This window comes from Evansella tamaricis, from assembly GCF_019042215.1.
Classification (GTDB): domain Bacteria; phylum Bacillota; class Bacilli; order Bacillales; family Salisediminibacteriaceae; genus Evansella; species Evansella tamaricis.
In genome coordinates this window covers 48,807-69,381 of record NZ_JAHQCS010000094.1, presented here as the reverse complement: position 1 = coordinate 69,381, position 20,575 = coordinate 48,807, and the positions used below count along the sequence as shown (strand labels likewise).

Annotated in this window: 21 protein-coding genes; 3 read left to right on the top strand and 18 right to left on the bottom strand. The window is 35.9% G+C overall.

From position 1 onward, the window contains the following. On the top strand, positions 1-231 hold a 231-nt coding region (locus tag KS419_RS10595; protein WP_217065414.1), incomplete at its 5' end, for a hypothetical protein. A 70-nt stretch (positions 232-301) separates the two neighbouring features. Further along, a complete protein-coding gene (locus KS419_RS10590; protein WP_217066374.1) occupies positions 302-1,507 on the top strand; it encodes a trans-sulfuration enzyme family protein in 1,206 nt (401 codons plus the stop codon). A gap of 71 nt (positions 1,508-1,578) precedes the next feature. Here KS419_RS10590 and KS419_RS10585 read toward each other — a convergent pair whose 3' ends face one another. Next, positions 1,579-3,999: a S8 family serine peptidase gene (locus KS419_RS10585; RefSeq protein WP_217066373.1), complete on the bottom strand. Its 2,421-nt coding sequence runs from the start codon at positions 3,997-3,999 to the stop codon at positions 1,579-1,581. A 437-nt stretch (positions 4,000-4,436) separates the two neighbouring features. Here KS419_RS10585 and KS419_RS10580 point away from each other — a divergent pair, with 437 nt between their 5' ends. Then, positions 4,437-5,318: a DMT family transporter gene (locus KS419_RS10580; RefSeq protein ID WP_217066372.1), complete on the top strand. Its 882-nt coding sequence runs from the start codon at positions 4,437-4,439 to the stop codon at positions 5,316-5,318. A 108-nt stretch (positions 5,319-5,426) separates the two neighbouring features. Here KS419_RS10580 and KS419_RS10575 read toward each other — a convergent pair whose 3' ends face one another. The 17 genes from KS419_RS10575 to KS419_RS10495 all read right to left on the bottom strand — a co-directional run bounded on the left by KS419_RS10575 (position 5,427) and on the right by KS419_RS10495 (position 20,560). After that, positions 5,427-5,780, bottom strand: coding sequence for a YuzC family spore coat inner layer protein (locus tag KS419_RS10575; RefSeq protein WP_217066371.1), 354 nt, complete (start codon positions 5,778-5,780; stop codon positions 5,427-5,429). 121 nt (positions 5,781-5,901) lie between these two features. Beyond that, entirely contained in the window at positions 5,902-6,357 is a 456-nt protein-coding gene (locus KS419_RS10570; RefSeq protein ID WP_217066370.1) for a hypothetical protein, read from the bottom strand. A 254-nt stretch (positions 6,358-6,611) separates the two neighbouring features. Continuing rightward, on the bottom strand, positions 6,612-6,875 hold the full coding sequence (locus KS419_RS10565) for a stage VI sporulation protein F (RefSeq protein WP_217066369.1): 264 nt from the start codon (positions 6,873-6,875) through the stop codon (positions 6,612-6,614). A gap of 241 nt (positions 6,876-7,116) precedes the next feature. Beyond that, positions 7,117-7,656, bottom strand: a complete 540-nt coding sequence (sigX, locus tag KS419_RS10560; RefSeq protein WP_217066368.1) for an RNA polymerase sigma factor SigX — start codon at positions 7,654-7,656, stop codon at positions 7,117-7,119. A 402-nt stretch (positions 7,657-8,058) separates the two neighbouring features. Beyond that, positions 8,059-8,829 (bottom strand): CPBP family intramembrane glutamic endopeptidase, encoded by a 771-nt coding sequence (locus KS419_RS10555; protein ID WP_217066367.1) that lies wholly within the window; start codon positions 8,827-8,829, stop codon positions 8,059-8,061. Between the two features lie 25 nt (positions 8,830-8,854). Further along, positions 8,855-9,499 (bottom strand): TetR/AcrR family transcriptional regulator, encoded by a 645-nt coding sequence (locus KS419_RS10550; protein WP_217066366.1) that lies wholly within the window; start codon positions 9,497-9,499, stop codon positions 8,855-8,857. A gap of 215 nt (positions 9,500-9,714) precedes the next feature. Further along, the gene (locus tag KS419_RS10545; protein ID WP_217066365.1) at positions 9,715-10,713 is read right to left on the bottom strand and encodes a TolB family protein; all 999 of its coding nucleotides are present in this window, start codon (positions 10,711-10,713) and stop codon (positions 9,715-9,717) included. A 10-nt stretch (positions 10,714-10,723) separates the two neighbouring features. Further along, positions 10,724-11,581 carry a permease prefix domain 1-containing protein gene (locus KS419_RS10540; RefSeq protein WP_217066364.1) on the bottom strand — a complete coding sequence of 286 codons (858 nt, stop codon included), beginning with the start codon at positions 11,579-11,581 and terminating at the stop codon, positions 10,724-10,726. After that, positions 11,578-11,901 carry a PadR family transcriptional regulator gene (locus KS419_RS10535; protein ID WP_217066363.1) on the bottom strand — a complete coding sequence of 108 codons (324 nt, stop codon included), beginning with the start codon at positions 11,899-11,901 and terminating at the stop codon, positions 11,578-11,580. The genes KS419_RS10540 and KS419_RS10535 overlap by 4 nt, the downstream gene beginning before the upstream one ends. Before the next feature lie 488 nt (positions 11,902-12,389). Next, positions 12,390-13,157, bottom strand: coding sequence for a PRC-barrel domain-containing protein (locus KS419_RS10530; protein ID WP_217066362.1), 768 nt, complete (start codon positions 13,155-13,157; stop codon positions 12,390-12,392). Between the two features lie 240 nt (positions 13,158-13,397). Beyond that, the gene (locus tag KS419_RS10525) at positions 13,398-14,336 is read right to left on the bottom strand and encodes a GNAT family N-acetyltransferase (protein WP_217066361.1); all 939 of its coding nucleotides are present in this window, start codon (positions 14,334-14,336) and stop codon (positions 13,398-13,400) included. 51 nt (positions 14,337-14,387) lie between these two features. Next, positions 14,388-14,936, bottom strand: a complete 549-nt coding sequence (rfbC, locus tag KS419_RS10520) for a dTDP-4-dehydrorhamnose 3,5-epimerase (RefSeq protein WP_217066360.1) — start codon at positions 14,934-14,936, stop codon at positions 14,388-14,390. Between the two features lie 54 nt (positions 14,937-14,990). Next, positions 14,991-15,962: a dTDP-glucose 4,6-dehydratase gene (rfbB, locus tag KS419_RS10515; RefSeq protein WP_217066359.1), complete on the bottom strand. Its 972-nt coding sequence runs from the start codon at positions 15,960-15,962 to the stop codon at positions 14,991-14,993. Positions 15,963-16,009: 47 nt separating this feature from the next. Next, the gene (locus KS419_RS10510; protein ID WP_217066358.1) at positions 16,010-17,125 is read right to left on the bottom strand and encodes an acyltransferase family protein; all 1,116 of its coding nucleotides are present in this window, start codon (positions 17,123-17,125) and stop codon (positions 16,010-16,012) included. 36 nt (positions 17,126-17,161) lie between these two features. Beyond that, positions 17,162-18,160 carry an ATP-grasp domain-containing protein gene (locus KS419_RS10505; protein ID WP_217066357.1) on the bottom strand — a complete coding sequence of 333 codons (999 nt, stop codon included), beginning with the start codon at positions 18,158-18,160 and terminating at the stop codon, positions 17,162-17,164. 105 nt (positions 18,161-18,265) lie between these two features. Then, positions 18,266-19,561: a type III PLP-dependent enzyme domain-containing protein gene (locus KS419_RS10500; RefSeq protein WP_246593777.1), complete on the bottom strand. Its 1,296-nt coding sequence runs from the start codon at positions 19,559-19,561 to the stop codon at positions 18,266-18,268. A 60-nt stretch (positions 19,562-19,621) separates the two neighbouring features. Beyond that, entirely contained in the window at positions 19,622-20,560 is a 939-nt protein-coding gene (locus KS419_RS10495) for a beta-1,6-N-acetylglucosaminyltransferase (protein WP_217066356.1), read from the bottom strand. Between the last annotated feature and the right edge of the window lie 15 nt (positions 20,561-20,575).

The window sequence follows — 20,575 nt, the reverse complement described above, 5'->3', positions numbered from 1 at the left end:
ACCCCGCAGACGCTGGTCTTTGCGGCGAGGAGGCTGAGGCCGTGCCCGCGGAAAGCGTCCGTCTGTAACGGATTCGAGTATAAACATTTAACTTATTGCTTAAAAAAATTTGTTAAAGGTAATTTGAACAACTCATTAAATCAAGAAAGCGTTGTCAACAAAAACTTAACAAAAAGAGGCATTCCTGAACTCACTAAAAAATATGCCCACAAATGGTTGACGCAAACCTAATAATCTTTCTGCATGTCCCTTATTCGTGTTTGTGAGATAATAATAAAAAATACATAGATGGAGGAATTGTATGACTAAGGAATTCAAGATGAATAAATTTCAGTCTGAAATTGAGAAAGATAGTTACATCTGTACACATTACGGAGAAAATCCCGAAGACTATCATGGGGCAGTTGTTCCCCCTATCTATGAAAGTTCATTACATGTATTCAAAAACTATGAAACATTTCTGGAAGCACAAAAGGATGAACAAAATAATTATCTCTATTGGCGTGGGACAAATCCTACGGTCGAGATTGCGGAACGTAAATTAGCTGCCTTGGAGCGCGGGGATAGCTGTAAATGTTTCACCTCTGGTATGGCTGCCATCTCCGCTGCAATCCTGACATTAATTAGGAGTGGTGACCACATTCTAACAGTGGGGAATGTTTATGGAACATCATTGAAGATCATGGATTACCTTAAACGGAAATGGGAGGTGGAACATACGGCCATTGTTGAACCTTCGATGGAAAAAATAGAGGCTGCCATTCAGATAAATACGAAAGTAATTTTACTAGAAAGTCCAACGACAATGACATTTAAGCTGATTAACATCCAAGAAGTAGTCTCCCTTGCAAAAAAACATGGGATTAAAACGATTATGGATAATACCTGGGCCACACCCCTCTTTCAAAAACCATTGTTAATGGGAATTGACGTGGTCGTTCACTCAGCTGCCAAGTACCTCAGCGGTCACAGTGATATTTTAGCGGGGGCAGTTATTTCTGATCAGAATACTATTCGGCAGTTATTTGATAATGAATTTACGCTATTTGGAGGGGCACTGGCTCCACATGAGGCATGGCTGTTAATCCGTGGATTAAGAACCCTTCCGATCCGAATGGGTCAGCACCAAGAAAGTGGATTAAAGGTTTCCGAATTTTTATCAAAACATCCTGCAGTCAAGAAAGTAAATCATCCAGGTTTATCAACTAGTAAAGATTTTCAGTTAGGGAAGGAGCAGTTAACTGGATACACTGGTACGTTCAGTTTTGAACTGAAGAACGGCTCGTTTGAAAACATTCAAAAGTGCCTAAATCGTTTAGAGATATTTCAGATTGGATACTCCTTTGGTTCTTATGAAAGCTTAGTTTTATCGGAGAACAATGGAAAGAATATGGATAAACTACAGATACATGGGATTGATCCAGGCCTCATTCGCTTATCCATAGGATTGGAAAGTGCTGAGTTGTTAATCCAAGATTTGGAGCAGGCGTTAGCAGAATTAGACTAAACTCCGAATGATCATTCAAATTCAAAAGAAAACCATAAGGAAAGATTCCTTATGGTTTTCTTGAATGATAATTACTCTTTTGTTACTAAATATGCTTTGTATTCTTGGACACCGGCTTTTTCCGCATAAACTGCGAGGACCCAATCACCGCTTGGAAGATCAATACCGCCTTGTACTGTACCATCCCATAGGAATTCATGGTATGGAGATGGGGCATCTTCAAACGCTCCAATGGTATCCACGAAGCCTCCGATTGATCCATTATCGAAGAAGTAAATATCATATTCAATTACTTCGGCTCCACCTGGTAAATACGCACCGACTGCATATTCACCGTCACCTTCTTTTTCCATGAAAGCTCCAGTGATTCTAGGATAATCAGGTTCACCCACAAATAGAATGGTTGGAACTTCGATTACTTGATTTCCACCGGTGATGGTAATGGATCCTTCGTAAAAACCAGGATCAAGTTTGGACGTATCCACTTGAACGTTAAAGTTCACGTTTTGCGATTTTCCTGCAGGAACATTGAGATTATTGCTCGTCATTACTTTAATTCCATCAGGATTACCTTCAAACTCCACATCAAAACTGTAACGAACTCGTTTATTAGAAAGATTTTTAATGGTAAAGCTTTGTCTCTCTACTTGTCTGCCGCTCTCTTTTACAAATTTTCCAAAAGAATGACTTCCTGGAGTTACTAATGTATCCGTTTCAAGCGCATTAGGAATGCGGATACTTCCAGCCCCTTGGGTATTATGGGGATAAGAATTACCTGTAACGGGATCAATTAAATCTTCCGCTGTGTTCATCAAGGCAGATTTTACATCATCCACACCCCAGTCCGGATGTGCATCCAACAATAATGCAGCAGCCCCGGCAACATGTGGTGCTGACATACTAGTCCCTTGGAAAGCGGAATATCCATAAGGGTCTTCTGGATCATGTGTAGGGATGGTACTTACGATATTTACACCAGGTGCAGATACATCTGGTTTTATCATCCAAGTTAACGCAACCGGCCCACGGGAGGAGAAGTCAGCGATCGTTTCTCCTACAGGATAAGCAAATTCAATGTTAAATGAAATGGTGTTATTTCCATTTTCCAGTTCGGATAAAAGTTTTTCACCGTCTGCTAATGTTGTTTTGATAGTCGGAACGGCCATTCCAGGTACATCAGGGTGTTCTCCGGCGACATTATTGTAAATAATTGCCCCCACTGCACCGGCATTCTTCGCATTTTCTGCTTTATCTACAAAAGCAAATTCCCCACGGCTAATAAGTGCGATTTTACCTTCAAGATCTTTTCCTTCAAAATCAGCTGGAAATCCTAATCCCACATCAACAAATTCGTATTCCCCTGCATTGAGGGCAAGTAATTCATCGTCTCCAGGATGTCCCATTACTTTTGCGGATGGATAGTCCATTCCTTCAGAAGTAAAGATGTCACTTGTATACACATTATACGGTAAACGAGTTGCCCCTACAGAAATAGCGTCACGGCTTGTTCCTGGAGAACCAACAGTCCAATTATCCGGACCACTGTTACCATTGGACGTAACAGCTACTACACCCTCAGCCATTGCCCAGTCTAATGCGATACTAGTGGCCCAATCCGGGTTATTTAAAGTATTACCTAAGGATAGGTTCATGATATCTGCCCCATCCTGAACAGCCCTCTCAATACCGGCAACAACATTTTCGGTTGAACCACTTCCCCCAGGACCTAAAACTCGATATGCCAATAGGGTTGCATCTGGAGCAACACCTTTAATTCCACCATTCGCAGCTACTGTACCTGCCACGTGTGTCCCATGATTTGTTGAATCTCCACGTGGATCATCAGCTGGTGTTTCCTGTGGATCATTATCTTTATCAACAAAATCCCAGCCTTTATACTCTCCAAAGGCATGTTCTAAGTCTGGGTGAGTGTAGTCCACACCAGTATCAATGATGGCTACAGTTACCCCTTCTCCTGTAAAACCGGCATCCCAAGCATCATCTGCTCCGATGAATGGAGCACTTTCCATCATTTCGGGATTGACAGCGTCCCAATCAACACTGATTGCATCTACTGTATATTCCACGTTTGGATAAACTGCCTTTACTCCAGGAATACTTAATAACTTCAAGATTTCATTTCCTGCTAATTCAGCAGAGAATCCGGAAAATAAGTAATCATACTCCTGATTTATTTCCACATCATTTACAACAGCTTCTAATTGTGATATAACTTGTCCCCTTTTTGACTGCAGGTTTGTCTTTGTTTGATTTTTCCCTTTATGTTTGGCTTCGACGATCGACTCTTCTGTCAATTCAACAATAACCGTTGTTGGTTTCGAAGAAGATAATTCAATATCTCCAAATAATTCTGCAATAGGTAGCTCTTCTGCTTTTCCCCCTGAATTGGCGAAGGCACCCATACTAAAAGTAGAAAGTACTAGTGCTAAGGCTAAGAACCAAATAAATGGTTTAGTAATAAGTTTGTGCATTTTAGACAACACCCTTTCTCTTTATTTCTGGCAGTTACCAGATACTGCAATAATTTTAAGTTCACCTCCTTGTTAATTATCAGAAAATTTTAACACTATATAATATTAGTACAATGTATACCATTTTCCTTCTCAACTTTTGTCTCATTATATCGACAAAAACAAGTGAGATATTAGTTATAAATCTATTAATCTTTCAAAAAACTACATCTTTTTTTGCGGTATTACTAATGGATTTAGGATATTCGACCTGGTTTTTCTACAAAAAAAGAATCTTAAAGCTTTTATGTTGAAAGCTTATTCATTTAATTGGTAATAAAAAATAGGTAAGTAACTTTGACTTAAACGAACACTACTTCGATTTTGGTACTTGCAACAAACAGAATAAAGAGAATAGGCTACCGTATATACGAAATGTGAGACTTTGGGGGAATAACATGGGATACTTGCTGGCATTGTTGTCTGCCCTTTGTTTTTCCATAACGAATATCATTCTTAAAAAAGGGATGTCACATTCCAAGCATAATGGGGTTTGGTTCATCACATTCGTAAATGTGATAATTTTAGGTGTTATCCTACTTTTATCCCTATATGTTTTTAATTTTCCTTTATTGCTAGATTCAAAAGGACTATTTATTTTTCTTGTGTCAGGGGTTTTAATAAATGTCATGGGTAGAGGCTTGCTCTATAAAGGTATCAGACAAATAGGTTCTTCTAAGGCTGTTGCTATAAAAAATTCAGCACCTGTCATTACCTTTCTTTTTGCTGTTTTTGTAATCGATGAACAGATTACAAAATGGCCTTTCATCGGAATTTTATTACTATTTTTCGGTCTCCTCCTTTTAGGAATACAATTTTTCAAAGAAGGGGTCCATCAACCGGTACATCGGGGAGGATACTATATTGCCCTCCTCTCTGCTATTGGTTATGGCCTAGGGCAGGGATTATCAAAAGAAGGAATCGCTTATTTACCAAATCCATATGTAGGGGTTTTTGTAGGTTCACTTGGAGCTTTTCTATTGCTCACCATTATCGAGGGGTGTAGAGGGAAATTGGTTGAACATTTTAAATCCAGTAGTGGTAATCCTTATTATCTGTGGGCAGGTGTGTTAACGAGTTTAGCCCTTTTATTATTCTACTTATCTGTATCGTATATTCCGGTGAGTTATGCAGTAGCAATTCTTGCTGTCGATCCAGTTTTAACGGTGATTTTAGTTAGCTTATTTATGAAAAAGGAAGAATTAATATCAAAACTAATAATTCTGGTTTCCATTCTTGTTTTTGCAGGTGCAGTTATTATTTCACTAACGGGTTCGTGAACTGTTCCCACCACTTACCGCGATTACTGGTTGCTTGAAGTGTGCGCTATTTTTCGGAAGTACGTTAAAGAATGAAGAAGCAATCCGTAAGTACGAATCGCTTCTTCATTATCCCCAGCGTAGGTACATCGTTAAGGTGCAACATCTGGAAACACTCTCTGAATCAGCATACAGTGTAAAGGTTACCCCATTTGGAGTATAGGAAGTATTAACAATTGAAGATACCCCTGTGGATTGGATAATCCGGTCCACTTCTTCGTCGTTGCTTTCCTGTGCTGCATTCATTAACTCACGAATCAATTCCTTTGACGACTGAAGGCTATTTAAAATTATTTTTCCTTGTTCCATCAGTTCTTCATAAGCATAAAGCGACTCTTCAAAAAGTTCTGTCTTCACAGGTGGAAAGGGAGAATTCTGTTCCCTCACTGGTCGGTCTAAATAAAAGGTGTGGTGATAATGCAAATCAATAACCTCCCGTTTTAACACTTCTATACTATATGACAGTTAATGAAAGGAAGTTAATCGGATATAATCACCAAACCAAAAATAAAATACTTTTCAATACAGAAACACATTCATTTCTTTATGCTGTAAATAAAATCAATCCAACGATTGAAATAACTGGTAAGGAACCAATTAATGCAAACGAAATGAAAGATAATGTGTTGATGTAGTTTTTAGAATTTGATTTCACATCCGTTGCCATCAAAATTCGTTTTCGAGTGAGAAAGACGTTTAATCCCCCAAAGAACCAGATGATTACTACAATGACAATTGGAAAGACGATATCATCTTGGGTAAGTTCACCTGCCCATCCTTCCATTTGCATAAAAGCAAGAACTACCAATAAGATTGGAATCATTTCCACGAGGGGTGCCATCATAAAGAATCGGTTTGTTTCCCTTTGGAAAGATTCCTGAGTTACATCTTCCCCTTTCTCCAATTTATCCTCCATTGAAAGGCCTAACCGTTTAAACAGTATTACAAGTCCAATTACTGCGATGATGGATGCTAGCAAAAATAAGTAAATTGGGTTCATTCTTATTTACCTCCATTTCAAAAATAATAGTCCTTTTGATTGTATAAGGAAATGTGTCATTTGTGAAACCAAAACAATATCAAAGGCAGCATCGTTCCCGTGCTGCTTACCGAAGTAAACGCTCTTCTCTGGAGCTAGACAACTTGCCCGCTCTGATAAGATATACAAATTTACAATAAAAAACAACGCCTTAAATGAAAGGCGTTGTATCCGACATCTTGCAATTTTATAAAGCTTGGAATGGGAGTACTTTACTACTTCTTCTTTTTATTCATCATTTTTGTAATGTTATCAAAATTAATGGATTGAGGGTTATTAATAATAGTATTTACTAATTCATCCTCTTTTTCTTTAGATACAGGTCTATTTGCTATTGCACCTACTTTTTGGATAATACCACGGACAGTTTGTTCATCTTGTAAATTAGCAGTCTTAATGGAATCCGCCAATTTAAAGATTTCCTTCATATCTACTCCAGACTTCTTTTCAATATTATTGAAGAGATTATCATTACTCATCTCTCTTTCAAACCTCCTTCCTAACCATAAGTGTTTAACATGTTGGAAATGGGCAGGAGTTATCCCCTTTTCCTTTCACATAAGACTACTAATATAGTTGTATGCTACTTTTAATTAGATGGTTAGGCGGGTCTAACGATATGATGTAAAAATGATACTTCTGTCATTAGTCACATGTCTTAAACAACAAAGTTGCTATCCTCTAAGGACAGCAACTTTTGGATAATATTATAAATGGTTATCAAACCGCTTTTAAGTCTTTTATTCTACTGCCATTCATGTAATGTTTTAAAGCCTTAATGGCACGATGCTGGGTAGATTTCACTTTTCCTTCTGTCCAGCCTAACACCATTGCTGTCTCGGATATGCTCAATGATTGGAGGTATCGTAACACAATAACTTGCTGTTGATCTTTAGAACATTTTCCAATCATTTGATAAATTAACTCTGCTTCATCTTTATGAATTAAAATCTCTTCTGGTAGTGGAGCATTATCACTTAATTCAAAAGCCCGCTCACTCCATTCAAATTGAATTCCTTCAAATTTTCTTTTTTTCCTGCTTTGACTTCGAATCCAGTCAATTCCTACATTTTTTGCAACCGAATAAAGCCATGTCCTTTCCGTACAATTCCCTTCAAAATTCTGAAATGAGGTAAGCACCTTTATATACACTTCTTGCACTAGTTCCTCTGCTATTTCGCGATTCCGGATCATATAGAATAAATATTGGAAAAGTGATTGGTGATAAGTCTCATACAAACGATCAAATTCCTCTTTCACGATCTTCCCTGCCTTCCTCTCTTAAATTTCACTTAGAGAACACCAACACCTATTCTTACTATCCCCCTCATTAGCTAAAGGGAAATATTGACTGTTTGTACAACCAAGGTAGTGAGTAGGAAGTGCCAACTCCTACATACTCTGCATCCGGAATAATGTGGTTCTTGATTAGTGGTCAAAATTGATATGTTCAAAATTCTTTCTGTACAAAATTAGCTTTCCAAAAAATAGGGAACTACCATGTAAATAAGTGTATTAGCATAAAAAGGAAGTTAAGATATTGCTGATTTAAATTGATATGTTGCTATTTATGTAAAAAAATGGAGATTGTAATTATAACCATGTAGTTTCTATAGACGTTTTTCCCGTCACCCAAAGTCCATAAAAGGATAAACATTGATATTATCCTGCTCCACTTTCTTTATTCGTGTTTGTAAATCGAAAATATAAAATAACTATCAGAAGTAAAAAAACAGTAATCCCAATTGTTATATAGAAATATATGTCTTCATCATTCACGGATTTAATTGAAAAAACTCCTCCATGTTGGCCAGTACCTGGTAAACCGTATACGATACTATACATCATGTTTAAACCCCAGTGTAATCCAGTTGTATACCAAATCGATCCCGTTTTCCAAAAAGCATAAGCAAGGGATAAACCTAACAAGAACGAAAAAATAGTATTGTTAATACTGAATCCTTCATACCAGAAATCATCAAGTGCATAAATAATTGATGTGAAGGAAAGGAAAACGAAAACAGATACTTTACCTTGAAGATGGCTGAAGAAATAACCCCTTACAATGGCATCATTTATGGTTGATCCAAGAAACATTCCTACCGATGCTTGGATAAGTAACAAAAATATTGTGCCAAAGTCCCTTGCATTCAGTCCTTCATATCTGCCCATTAAATAAAAAATTAAGTACATGATCCCCCAACAAAGGAACCCAATGATAAAACCTACTATAAGATTCTTAGCCGCCCCCTTTTTATAATATCCAAGGCTTGAAAGACCTTTTAGACCGCTAAAACGACAAATATAGTGGGCAAGTGGGAAAAAAAGGAGAGCGAATATCACCCACATTAACCCATCAAAAAACAGGTTCATTCCCTGAAAATAGCCTGTCAATAGAATGAACCCTGCTGTTATGAAAAAAATGTTCCTCATTCTCAACTTTTACATCCTCTTTCTCTTATGAGGTATAATGACTATTCTTTATTTCTACAGGATTAAGTGCTGATTTTAAATAGAAACGGATACTCTCAATTTGTTCATCCATTTGGAACAACTCCCTTTGAATTTGCATCATTGCAAATCCAAGTCCATCAAAGAATGAAATTAGTGTCCATGCAATGCTGTCTAAAGGAAGTTGTGGCTGAAATTCACCGGATTCAACACCCTCCTCAAATAAATGGACCATCATTTGTATCGCTTTTCCATAACGTGATTCTAATATCGGTAAGTGTTTATGACTATGCCAGCCAGTAGTGAAGTAATATTCAAATAACGCCGGTGCTAAACTTTCTGGCATTCCCTCAATAAAATCCCGGAAATCATCGATCATGTCATTTACCTCTTTCCATGTGGAACGATGTTCTTGTGATACCGGAATTTTTTCTTCAAAACTGCTGTCATCCCTCCGTTTCATTATGGCTAAGAATATGTCCTCTGTATTCTTGTAATAAGTGTAGATTCCGCCACGGCTGATTCCTGATTCATCGATAATATTTTGCATGCTTGTGGCATTAAAACCCCTTTGAATAAACACATTCTCTGCTGCATCAAGTATTTGCTGCTGCCTCTGATCTTTATGGTCTTCTGATACTCTAGGTGCCAAAAATATTCACTCCCATATGTCCTACGTCTAAAAAAGTCAAAGTTGACTCCTTATTTAGATTATAAGAGTCACCTTTGACTTTTTCAACATTTTTCCACGTTTTTATTGTGGCTATAGTAAAAACTTTTCGCTAAAATTCGACCAATTTCGGGTGGTGCCTGTCACCGTGTTAAACAGTTGTTTAATTTTAGAATAATGCTGGTATTTAAAGCCTTCTATTTGATTTCCATCTCAATTTTTTCTGCATCTAAAGTATCTAACTGAATTACCCAGTATTCATTTTGTGTAGATTTCGGCCAACCAATATCCCTAACCACTAATAGCCTATTCGCGTCGTTGAAAAACATTGGAGAACTGCTATGCTGCCCAAAACGGGTAACTTGCTTGGCAATTTCTGTTTCTGTGTCCATAACAAAAGTTTCATAAAGAAAGGTACCAGTATCAGAGGTATTTGCAACGGTCGAGAATGCCAGTTTTTTTCCGTCCGGTGATGGTGTAACGTAATACACATCAGCTATTGGTGCACTAGATTCAAGGATCGGATTAAAAGCATGGACATTCATTGGATCTTCTAATGACATGAAAAAAGCAGTTTGGTTATTGTCATATGTTTCAAAGATTAGATGTTTCCCATCATTTAATATTCCTAGTGAACCCATATGGTATTCTTCTCGGAACGTTAACTGCTGTTTGTTATTCCCATCAATATCTATGGAATAAATATCAAAATCATGTGGAGCTTTTCTTGCGATTGGAGAATAGTTTTGATACACCCCTGCCTGCAAGAAAAATATCGATGTATCGTCAGGAGAAAAGATCGCTTCCGTAATTAACTCTTCCCCAGATGTTAACGTTTTAACGTTCGTTCCATCTGCATTCATCATCATAATAGAGCTATTCATCTCCTCTTCATGAAGAGATATGAAAATAATTTTAGTCCCGTCATTTGAAAATACAGGTTGAATATGGGAATCTCCACTTGTATGAGAGAGCTTTTGTACATTGGTACCATCCATATTAGCAGTATAAATGGAAGAAATCCCATATTCATAGTAATGGAAAACTATTTTTTTATCATCCGGAGAAATGCTTACCGTATCTCCTAATCCTGTTTTTCCATGAGGTTGCATTTCATGCCAGGCTCCAAATACTATTAGAAGAAAGCCAACCAAACTTACAATGGAAACGAATACTATAGTTCTTTTCTTTTTCATCAATTACCTCCTAATGAATTGGCATAAAAAGACTATATATTGGAAAAGTTCCAGCAATGACTGTAAATAGAGCACAACATACTGTTACTAGAGGGTACTTATCAATTGTTTTAAATTGAATCCAATAGGAAACGGCCCAACCAAATATTCCAACAATTGCAATCAGAACAATTCTATAATAGAATCCGAAAGCAAGAGTCCCCCAGATTAAGAAGCCGGCATAAGTTAATATAATAAAACCAATGGATATATTAATAAGGTGAATCCCTTTTTTCCAATTCACCTTATTTATATTTGGGGATGTGTTTATAAGAGTAGTATAATAGATCATAATGATAGCTAATACAAATAATGGAAGCGCTAGTAAGTACAATGTCGTCCCAATTGCACCCCCCATTGTACTTAACTGAAGCATACCGAATATTAAACTTATTAATAGGGAACCGAGAGTTCCATTCACAATTATTTTTCGGTCTCCTATAAAGGATGGATTCATGGCATATAATGTGAGACAAGAACCAATGACTAGTGAAAACAAAAGCCAGATAAATGGAGCAGAACCTAGTATGGACGTTGTTAATAAAAAGGTTACCGTAGTAAATAAAAGACTCCCTATTCCTAGACAATAGAACATTAGTATTCGAAATGGATACATGGACTGCTGAAGTTGTTTTCCAATTTTTATATCTACCCCAAAATCCACCAATGTTCGTTGTTCTGCCTCTTTTTCTGTATAACCTTCCTCCAAATAGGTTTGTTTAGATTCCATTAAGTGGGTTTTTAATTCCTCTCTAATATCTTCCCGTTCTTCCTTTGGGCATTCCACTTCATTTAAGCAGTTTTCAATGTATTGTTGAAAGAGATTCACACAAGTCCCTCCCGACATTTTGATATGAGATTGCCTACCTTATTCCAATTGTCTAATTTACGTTCTAATTCTATACGCCCTTTATCCGTAATCCTATAATACTTCCGTCTCCCCTTTTCAGTTTCGTACCAGTAAGAATTTAACCACTCTTTTTTTTCTAATCGCTTTAATGCAGGGTAAAGGGTCCCTTCACTCATCTCATAAGTTCCTTGACTCTGTTCCTTTAACGCTTTCGTTATTTCATAGCCGTACATATCATTCTTAGATACAAGGGAAAGTAAAAGAATATCAATGCTCCCTTTCATAATTTCCTTATCCATCATTCATCCCTCCATCCTCTATAGGATACTAACAATGCTATCGTAACACGATGTACATCGTATAACAAGGATAGTTTAAATAAAATAGTGACCCATTCATACATGCCTCTCTAGATCATTTATACAAAACTACATTACTATAGTTATCCTGTTCACTATATGGGAAAATAAGTAAAAAGAAATCAATAAATATACTATAATATACATTAATTCGACATGGTTCTTGTTCTACATATAGATCTTATCCTCGATGTTTGTCTTATATTGCGCTTGCCAAGGAAATAATTTATTTATTCCCTATAAAGAACGATGAAGCATTTATGCATAGAGAGTAAATTTTATGGATTATTACTAATTGATATTTTACAAAAAGATTAACGATTTCTTCTTCTATTTGATAAGGATATTTTGTGGAATAGGCTATCTGAGGTCAAAAAAATACCCATCACCAACACGAGTGACAGGTATTTTATCATAATTTACTTATATTAAAGGTGTAGATTTTTCCCATAACTTTCGTATAGAATCTTTTCTTCTTTTTTTGTAAATGGGTCGCCTAATTCAAAGAATGGTCCATTTTCAATCTGGTCTTTCGTAAGGTCGACAGTAACACTACTATCTTTCCAACTAATATCTTGAATCCAATCGACGGAGAGAACAACATACTTTCCTGGAAGCCAATTTCCCGTTCCAACAACGAAATAGCGGATCTTCCAGTTCTCGTCATCTATTAGAAAATCAGCAACATTTCCAATCTCCCCATCAATTGTATTTATTTTGTATCCAGTAAACTCACCTTTTAACTCCTTTGCACTTCTAAGTTTATTCGTTTGTTCTACTTCTTCCGGATCAAATACTTCAGGCATTGTTTCCTGTTCTTTTAATTGATGTGGTGTGTTGTAATTGCCCCAGTATCTTTCCGGTTCATAATAGCCCCAATAAAGAGGCCAACTGTAATAGACACTTAATCGTGCTTCATATTGTCTTGAAACTGGTTTGTGTTCATCAATCGGAGGGCTTTCTTTTATTTTTTCTTTTGTTTCCAAAATATTAACCTTTTCATTTTCAAAATCAATGTGATCGAATGCTATTGGAGATAGTAATACCTTTCTTCCTGGTAACCATTTCAGTGTATCAATAACTAAATATCGAATAACCCAATTCTCTTCATCAAAATAAATATCCTTTACTTTTCCTAACTCACCATCTGTAGCTTGTACATGAAATGTTTCCAATCGTTGTCCAAACACTAACATTAAATATACCTCCATATTCGAGAGTTTTAAGAGTGATGGTTTAGTATAGTTATTCATGTTATTGTTTTTCTAACCATCTAGTATTTCTTTAACCGTTAAGTGGAATTAGTAAACATATTGGAAGGTAGTATAAGTAATGGATAGTTGATACTTTGAAAAAACTAGTAATATATTTCATTGTGGTTGTATCTTGTATACCATCATACATAAACACTCACTTGTATCCCGGCCTACCAGACTTCACTCCCTCTTTTTACAATATACTGCTAACTGGAATTGACTTTGCATTCCTGCTTTTTCGTAAAGTCTATTCGCTCCCGTTATACTATTCGCATCTACCATTAAGGAAATTCTTTTTATATTCATCTCATATGACTTAAGGAATAGCGTTTGGAGCAGTGCTAGACCAAGCCCTTTATTACGTGCGGCCTTTTTAACCCCAAGTAAATCTATAAATAATCCATCCGGTATGATCTTACTAATAACATATCCAACAAGATCCTTTCCGGAATATGCCACATACCAAAATTGTTTATCATAATCCGAGCCATTTTTTTCTTCCATCCACTCATCGTAAGAGATGGGACGGAATTCTCTTGTGTCTTGAAAAGTCTCCAAGTAAGCTCTCCAAACGGATACTCCATCACGTTGCTCCTCATAAGGACAGATGATACTTTGTCCAGTTTTGCAAGGGGGATCAGGTTCCTTTGTTAATACCACTTCCATCTTGCTATGGAGACGTTGAAATACAAATTCCCTTGACTCAAGTAAGTGTCGGGCATCTGCATTAAGAGCTGGGATAATATTATTCCATACAAAGCTTTTCCCTTTTTTTTCGTAAGTTGTCGCATAGGTTGCTATCCTTTTTTCCATCATATTTAACAAAATGGTACCTATGCCTTTGCCTTTGTCACTTGGATGAACATATCCATAAGAATCTAATCGTCCTTCCGAAACTTCTTCGAGAAAACCATAACCTGTAATTTTATCTTCCTCATTTCTAATAACCCAAGTATTTGTCTCCATTGGGATATCATTCCAAATCTCCAATAAATCATCAAGAGAAAAATCTGGAACTCCAAATTGTTCTATATCACAGGCGATGATCAAATCAGCGATTTCCTTTGCATCTATTAATTTAGCAGCAACAACTTGATAAAAGTGTTTTCCCATTTGCATCTTTCATTTCGTCCTCTCGGGTATGTATTTTTCTCATAGATTAATATAATTCTAGACAAACACGTCAGCATCCTTTAACAGAGGATGATTCTTATCTTTATCTGATAATATAGTATTATCTTTAGGCCAAGAAATCCCAATATTGCTATCATTCCAAAGGATGCCCCTTTCTAAAGTTCGAGAGTAATTGGCATCCACTTTGTAGATAACTTCTGTATTATCCATTTTCGTGCAAAAACCATGGGCGAAACCTTTTGGGATATAGAGTTGTTTTTTGTTATCTGACGATAGCTCCACTCCAATCCATTCCCCAAAGGTAGAAGAACTTTTTCTTATATCTACAACGACATCAAAAATAGCCCCCCTAATAACACGGACGAGTTTCGTCTGTGCCATCGGGGGAAGCTGATAGTGTAAACCTCTGATTGTGCCTGTATGATAAGACATAGAATGATTATCCTGAGAAAAAACAGTATTTAACTTATATTTAGTTAGTTTCTCGTATTGGTATGTTTCCATAAAAAATCCACGATCATCATAATGAGCTTTAGGAGTTATCAGTTTAACTTCTCCATTAAAGAATGTTTTTGTAACTTTCATCTGTCTCCCTCCAGACTCAGTATAGGAGAATTACGTTATCTGATAACAGTATATTCACATATCTCGTACGTTTTTCCACCAAGACTTATTATTTTTATACCATAAGATTGTTTCGGTCAATCCTTCGTAAAAATGAATAGAAGGCTCCCATCCCAATTTTTTATGAATCTTGGATGAATCAATCGCATAACGCCGATCATGACCTTTTCGATCTTCCACATAATGAATTAGCTCTAAAGGTTTGTTAAGAATGCGGAGTATTTGAGAGACGATAGATATATTTTCTTTTTCATTATTTCCGCCAATATTATATATCTCCCCTGGTTCCCCGAGATGTAAAACACGATCTAGAGCAGTACAATGATCATGTACATGCAGCCAATCCCGTATATGTAGTCCATCACCGTAAATAGGCAATTGTTTATCTTCTATTGCATTTGTAATCATTAATGGAATCAATTTTTCTGGATGTTGAAAAGGGCCGTAGTTATTGGAGCATCGAGTAATATTTACATTCAATCCATATGTTTGATGATAAGCCCTAACCATCATGTCTCCAGAAGCCTTACTGGCAGAGTATGGGCTGTTCGGATTTAGTGTGGTTTCTTCTGTAAAAAGTCCAGTTTTCCCAAGTGTGCCGTATACTTCATCTGTGGAAATCTGAATATATTTTTGAATAGTATATTCCTTTGCTGCCTCTAGTAAGGTTTGGGTCCCAAGGACATTAGTTTTAACAAAAATACTTGGTGAAGTGATGCTTCTGTCCACATGGGATTCTGCAGCAAAATTGATGATAGCATTAATTTTTCGTTCTCGGATGACGTTTCCTACTAAACTGGAATTACAAATGTCCCCTTTGACAAAGTGATAGTTTTTAAGTTTCTCACAATCCTTTATGTTCTCTATATTCCCGGCATAAGTTAATTTATCAAGGTTCGTAATCGAGTATGTGGGGTATTTTTTCATTACATATGTGATAAAATTACTCCCGATAAAGCCAGCCCCTCCAGTTACTAATAGATTCATCCTTCTACCACCCCGTGAATTTCCATTTTAGATTCATTTCAAAATAATTAGGATATCTCAGATTTTTTCCTTGTTTTCTCCCCGTTAACATTAGATATGGAAATGGTATTTATTCTTCCTACGATATATTTACCAAAACTCAACTTGTTAACAAAATATATAACTATCATCGATAATATGATACTAGTAATAAAAACATACAATGTAAACCCGTAGCTATTTAAAATTGGCATAGGTTTTAAATAATACATGAAGATTTTGTGAAGTAAATATATTCCAAACGAGTAGTTACTGATTTTAACGATGATGGGATGCAAGTGTTTGACACTAGATGACAGATAAATAAGTAAAAATATCATAGTAGTTGTGTAAAAGATTATATCTATTCGCTTAGAGGATACAACCCCTATGATTTGAGTATAACTTAGGATCAAAACGAGCAAAAACACAGGTATTGGAATGAAGAAGACTAATTTCTGAAATTTAGATAAAATCATCTTAAACTCATGATAATGTCTGCCGCAATAGTATCCCAAGGTGAAATAAAAAAGCCATCCAGGGAACGGCAGCCAGCTTAAGTGGTACCATAAAAAGTCTACATTGGGAATAAAGGATATTGGGGGCACAAAGTTAAAAAAGGCAAGATATAAGAGATTTATTATTAAACTTGTAATCAAAACAATGTTTCGATTCCATGTTTTTAGATAGCTATGGAGGAAAAAATGCAGTAGATAAAACTGGAATATAATTAAGACAAAATAAACAGTAAAATCTGCCAAGAATATATTTTTTAGAACTGCAATAAAAACAGCATTTAAACTTTCGTTTGCATGAAAGATTACTCCATACACAACTGCCATGGAAAGGTATGGAAGCAATAAATACTTTGCACGGGTGGACAAGAAGTTTGCAGGGAGATCCCCCTGATACGACTTAGCTAAAAGTAATTCGGATAAGAAAACAAACGTTGGAGTACCAAACATCATGGCCATTCTAATGGTGTGATAAAAGAGAGTTTCGATGGTAGATAATTCTCCAGTGTAATTCTCTAAACTTGTTTCAATTGCATGGATCATGACAACGGCAAGACAAGCTACAAATCGTAATATAACAAGTTCCGATATAATTGGACGATTCTTCTGCTGAACTATGCTATTCTTCATCCCCATTACCCCTTTTTAGAAATACGTCAAATATAATCACTTAACGATGGTGGTTTTATTTGACGATGACAGAACTACAAATGTATCGTACCTGACCATTGTTTTTCCTTCCGCATATGGCCCGGAATATTCCTCTGTGGGAACTGAACTAACCCCCTGTAAATTAGAGATAATCTGGGTGATAAAATTATTCCCCATTTCATGGGCGTACGGATATCCCCCACCAAAACGGGGATTGATTTCAGAGATCACATACCCCTTCTCTGTTTTAAACCAATCGATGTCAATCGGTCCCACAGGTTTTAAGATAGTGACTAACTCCTTTGTTAATTGAAATAACACACTGTCATGGATTTCAATGGATTTATCTGTCTCTCCAGAGCGCATGTTTAATTTTCTTTTACTGAAAAAACTGGTTATTTCGTGAGTATAGATGTCTACGTAGCACTCTACACAAAATTCATCCCCTGATTGGAATGGCTGAATAATATAATCATCATGATTTTTCATAAACTCCGAAAGTTCTTTTAAGGATGATATTTTGTGGACCCCTATACTCGCACTTCCATATTTCGGTTTTACAATAAATGGGCATTGTATTTTACTTTTTGTGACTGCCTCTTTAACAGAATGGAAGTTATCATATGTTGGAATATTGGGAAGCCCTTTCTCTTGTAAAAATAAAGATGTCAAGTATTTATCATAACAAAGGTCCACAATCCATTTGTCAGGTAATATAAGAGAGATTCCTTCCATCTGAAAGCAATCTTTATAAGTTGACAATAAAGACAATTCAGGATCTATTAGGGAGAGAATTCCTTTTATTTCGTGTTTTTTACAAATAGTTATTAGCGAATCCATATAGTCTGCGTGAGTTATGCGTGGAACAAGCTCATAACTATCAGCATGGTATAAGGCTGGTGCTGTCAGATCACAGTCAACCGCAACCACTTTCCCTCCAATTTTATTTAACTCTTCTCTAAAATAATTCACTAATTGTACACGACGTCCTACACTGCACAATAAGATATTCATGTTAAACCCCCTTTTTGTTTAAGTTATCCTGAAAAACACAGTATTAGTTGAAACCACTATAGACATCTCTATGGTTTGAGTTGAACGAAAGTTTTGTTTCTATCATCAGAACTGGTAGAGTTTGTCGTTAAAGAATTCTTTAAAACTTTCTTTTTTTCTAGCAATTGTTGTCTTTCCGTCATAAAATGCAACCACAGCGGGCCTTTCTTTGATGAATGGAGGATTAAACACAAGGGTATATGCCCCAACATTCTCAAAAATAATAAAATCACCAATCAATGGCATTTGACTTTTTACATCACATGCTAAATAATCCTTTTCGAGACATGTATAGCCAACAATATGATAGGTATCGGATCTATTGGATCCATCATCGACGGAAGAACGAATGACTCTCATAGGTAAATTTTTTTTGTGCATTGTAGGTTTAATATTATGGACACTTCCGTCCACCAATACGAAGGTCTCATTCCTTATATTCTTGGTTTCCACAACTTTTGCCACGAACTGGAATGTATTGGCCACCATTGAAATACCCGGTTCTAGGATTAAGTAAGGTTTTTCTTTTTTATCCCCGAACTCCTTGTTCATAATTTTACATACGGCTTCTCCGTAATCATCAAATGTTGGTGTATTACTAATCAATGATCGAGGAACTTCTCCAAATATGCCACCGCCAATGTCTATATACTCCAGGTCTGTTAGCTTATACTCTTTTACGATGTCACATAAACTTTGTGTAATTTTCTCAAATGTACTCACACTTCTGTTAGCGGTGGAAAAGTGACCGTGTAATCCAGTTATTTTGAGATTAGGAAGTTCTTTTAATTGTTTCCATACTAATTGAAAACTGCCATTTTCTACACACATTCCAAACCTGCTTTTTTCAAAACCTTCCACAAGTGGACTGACACCATTAGTGGAAATATCAAAATTAACTCTGAAGCCTACCTTGAACGAAGTGTCGGGATTTTGTAAGCAATGTTCCTTAACGTATTTCATTTCATACGTAGAATCGATATTTAATATGCTGCCCATATTTAAAGCTGTTTCAATATCATATTTTGTTTTTAGAGGACCATTAAATATTATTTTTGTTGGAACTACTCCAATTTTTAATGCTAAATCGTATTCCAGTTTAGAAACTACTTCTGCATAAGCCCCTAATTTATCAAGTTCCTTACATAAATAGGGTATATAATTAGTTTTGTATGAATATCCAATAATAAATTTTTCATATCTGCTTTTAAAAGCCGTTTCCATTTTTTTATAATTCATTTGTAGTCTATCAATGTCTAATAAGTAAAAGGAAGAACCGTGTTCTTGTTCTAAATTAGAGAGTGTTTTATAATTTTGTGAATAAGTACTTAGTTCGGTAGAATTCGTAATCATGGTTTTCATTGATTTCCCCCATCATGTAAAAAAATGTGAAAGACAACCCACTTTTGTTGTTGGTTGTCTTTAAATGGTCAATCCTTTTAATTGAGTTTCTTTGCTGGATACTGTTGCAACTGTTTTCTCAGAAAAATAACTTACAACTTCTTTATCAATGCTTTCATCAAATTTTCTTCCGAAAAATTGATTTGAGTTCTCAATTTGTTCAACATTATTCATCGTTAAATATATTGGTGAATTCGTTTCACCAAATTTTTTACCCCAGATTAAGAAAAGAAGATTGTTATTTGTAATAACATTTGATTTGTATGGAGAGTTCATGATTAAGGTTTGGAAGAACCATTCATCAGGGCACATAGTATCTTGAAAATAGTGATAGTACCATTCATTATCATCGATGAAATCTATTATATATAAAGCTACTTCCATAGGAATTGTAAACCATTGGGATCCCACATAAAACTGAAATTTTTTAGGAAAAGTATTTTTATTTGGATACAAATTAATTCCACTTCGGTATAAACTTTGAATAAGTCTTCGGTAGATTCTAATAGGATGTAAAATTCCATAACGTTTTCTTGTAACTTTCGGCCAATTCATATGCATCAGACCTAAATTAAATTTTGTCACATCTTTTAGAGCGAGAAATATAGAATCTTTGTTTTCGGCTAAAAAATCATGGAACCCCTCTTTCACAACTAGATCCTGCCCGCTTCTTAAACAAACAAAGTCATATTTTACCCCGCTTTTAATTACTTTCTTTAATAGTATAAGGGTGGTTTCCACTTGGCTAAAGTCTCCCCAAATACAGTCAATGGATGTATCTAGAATATAAACATTTTTGTTTTTAATTATTTTGTCTTTTAATTCGTCATAACTTTTTTTATCTATATGTACATAGACGTCAGCTTGATTCCCTTTAATCAACTGCTTAATAAATGTATTGATTTGATCAGCATTTTTATGAACTTGCAAAATATAGGCAATCCGCTGTGGTGAATCCATAATCAAACCTCCATA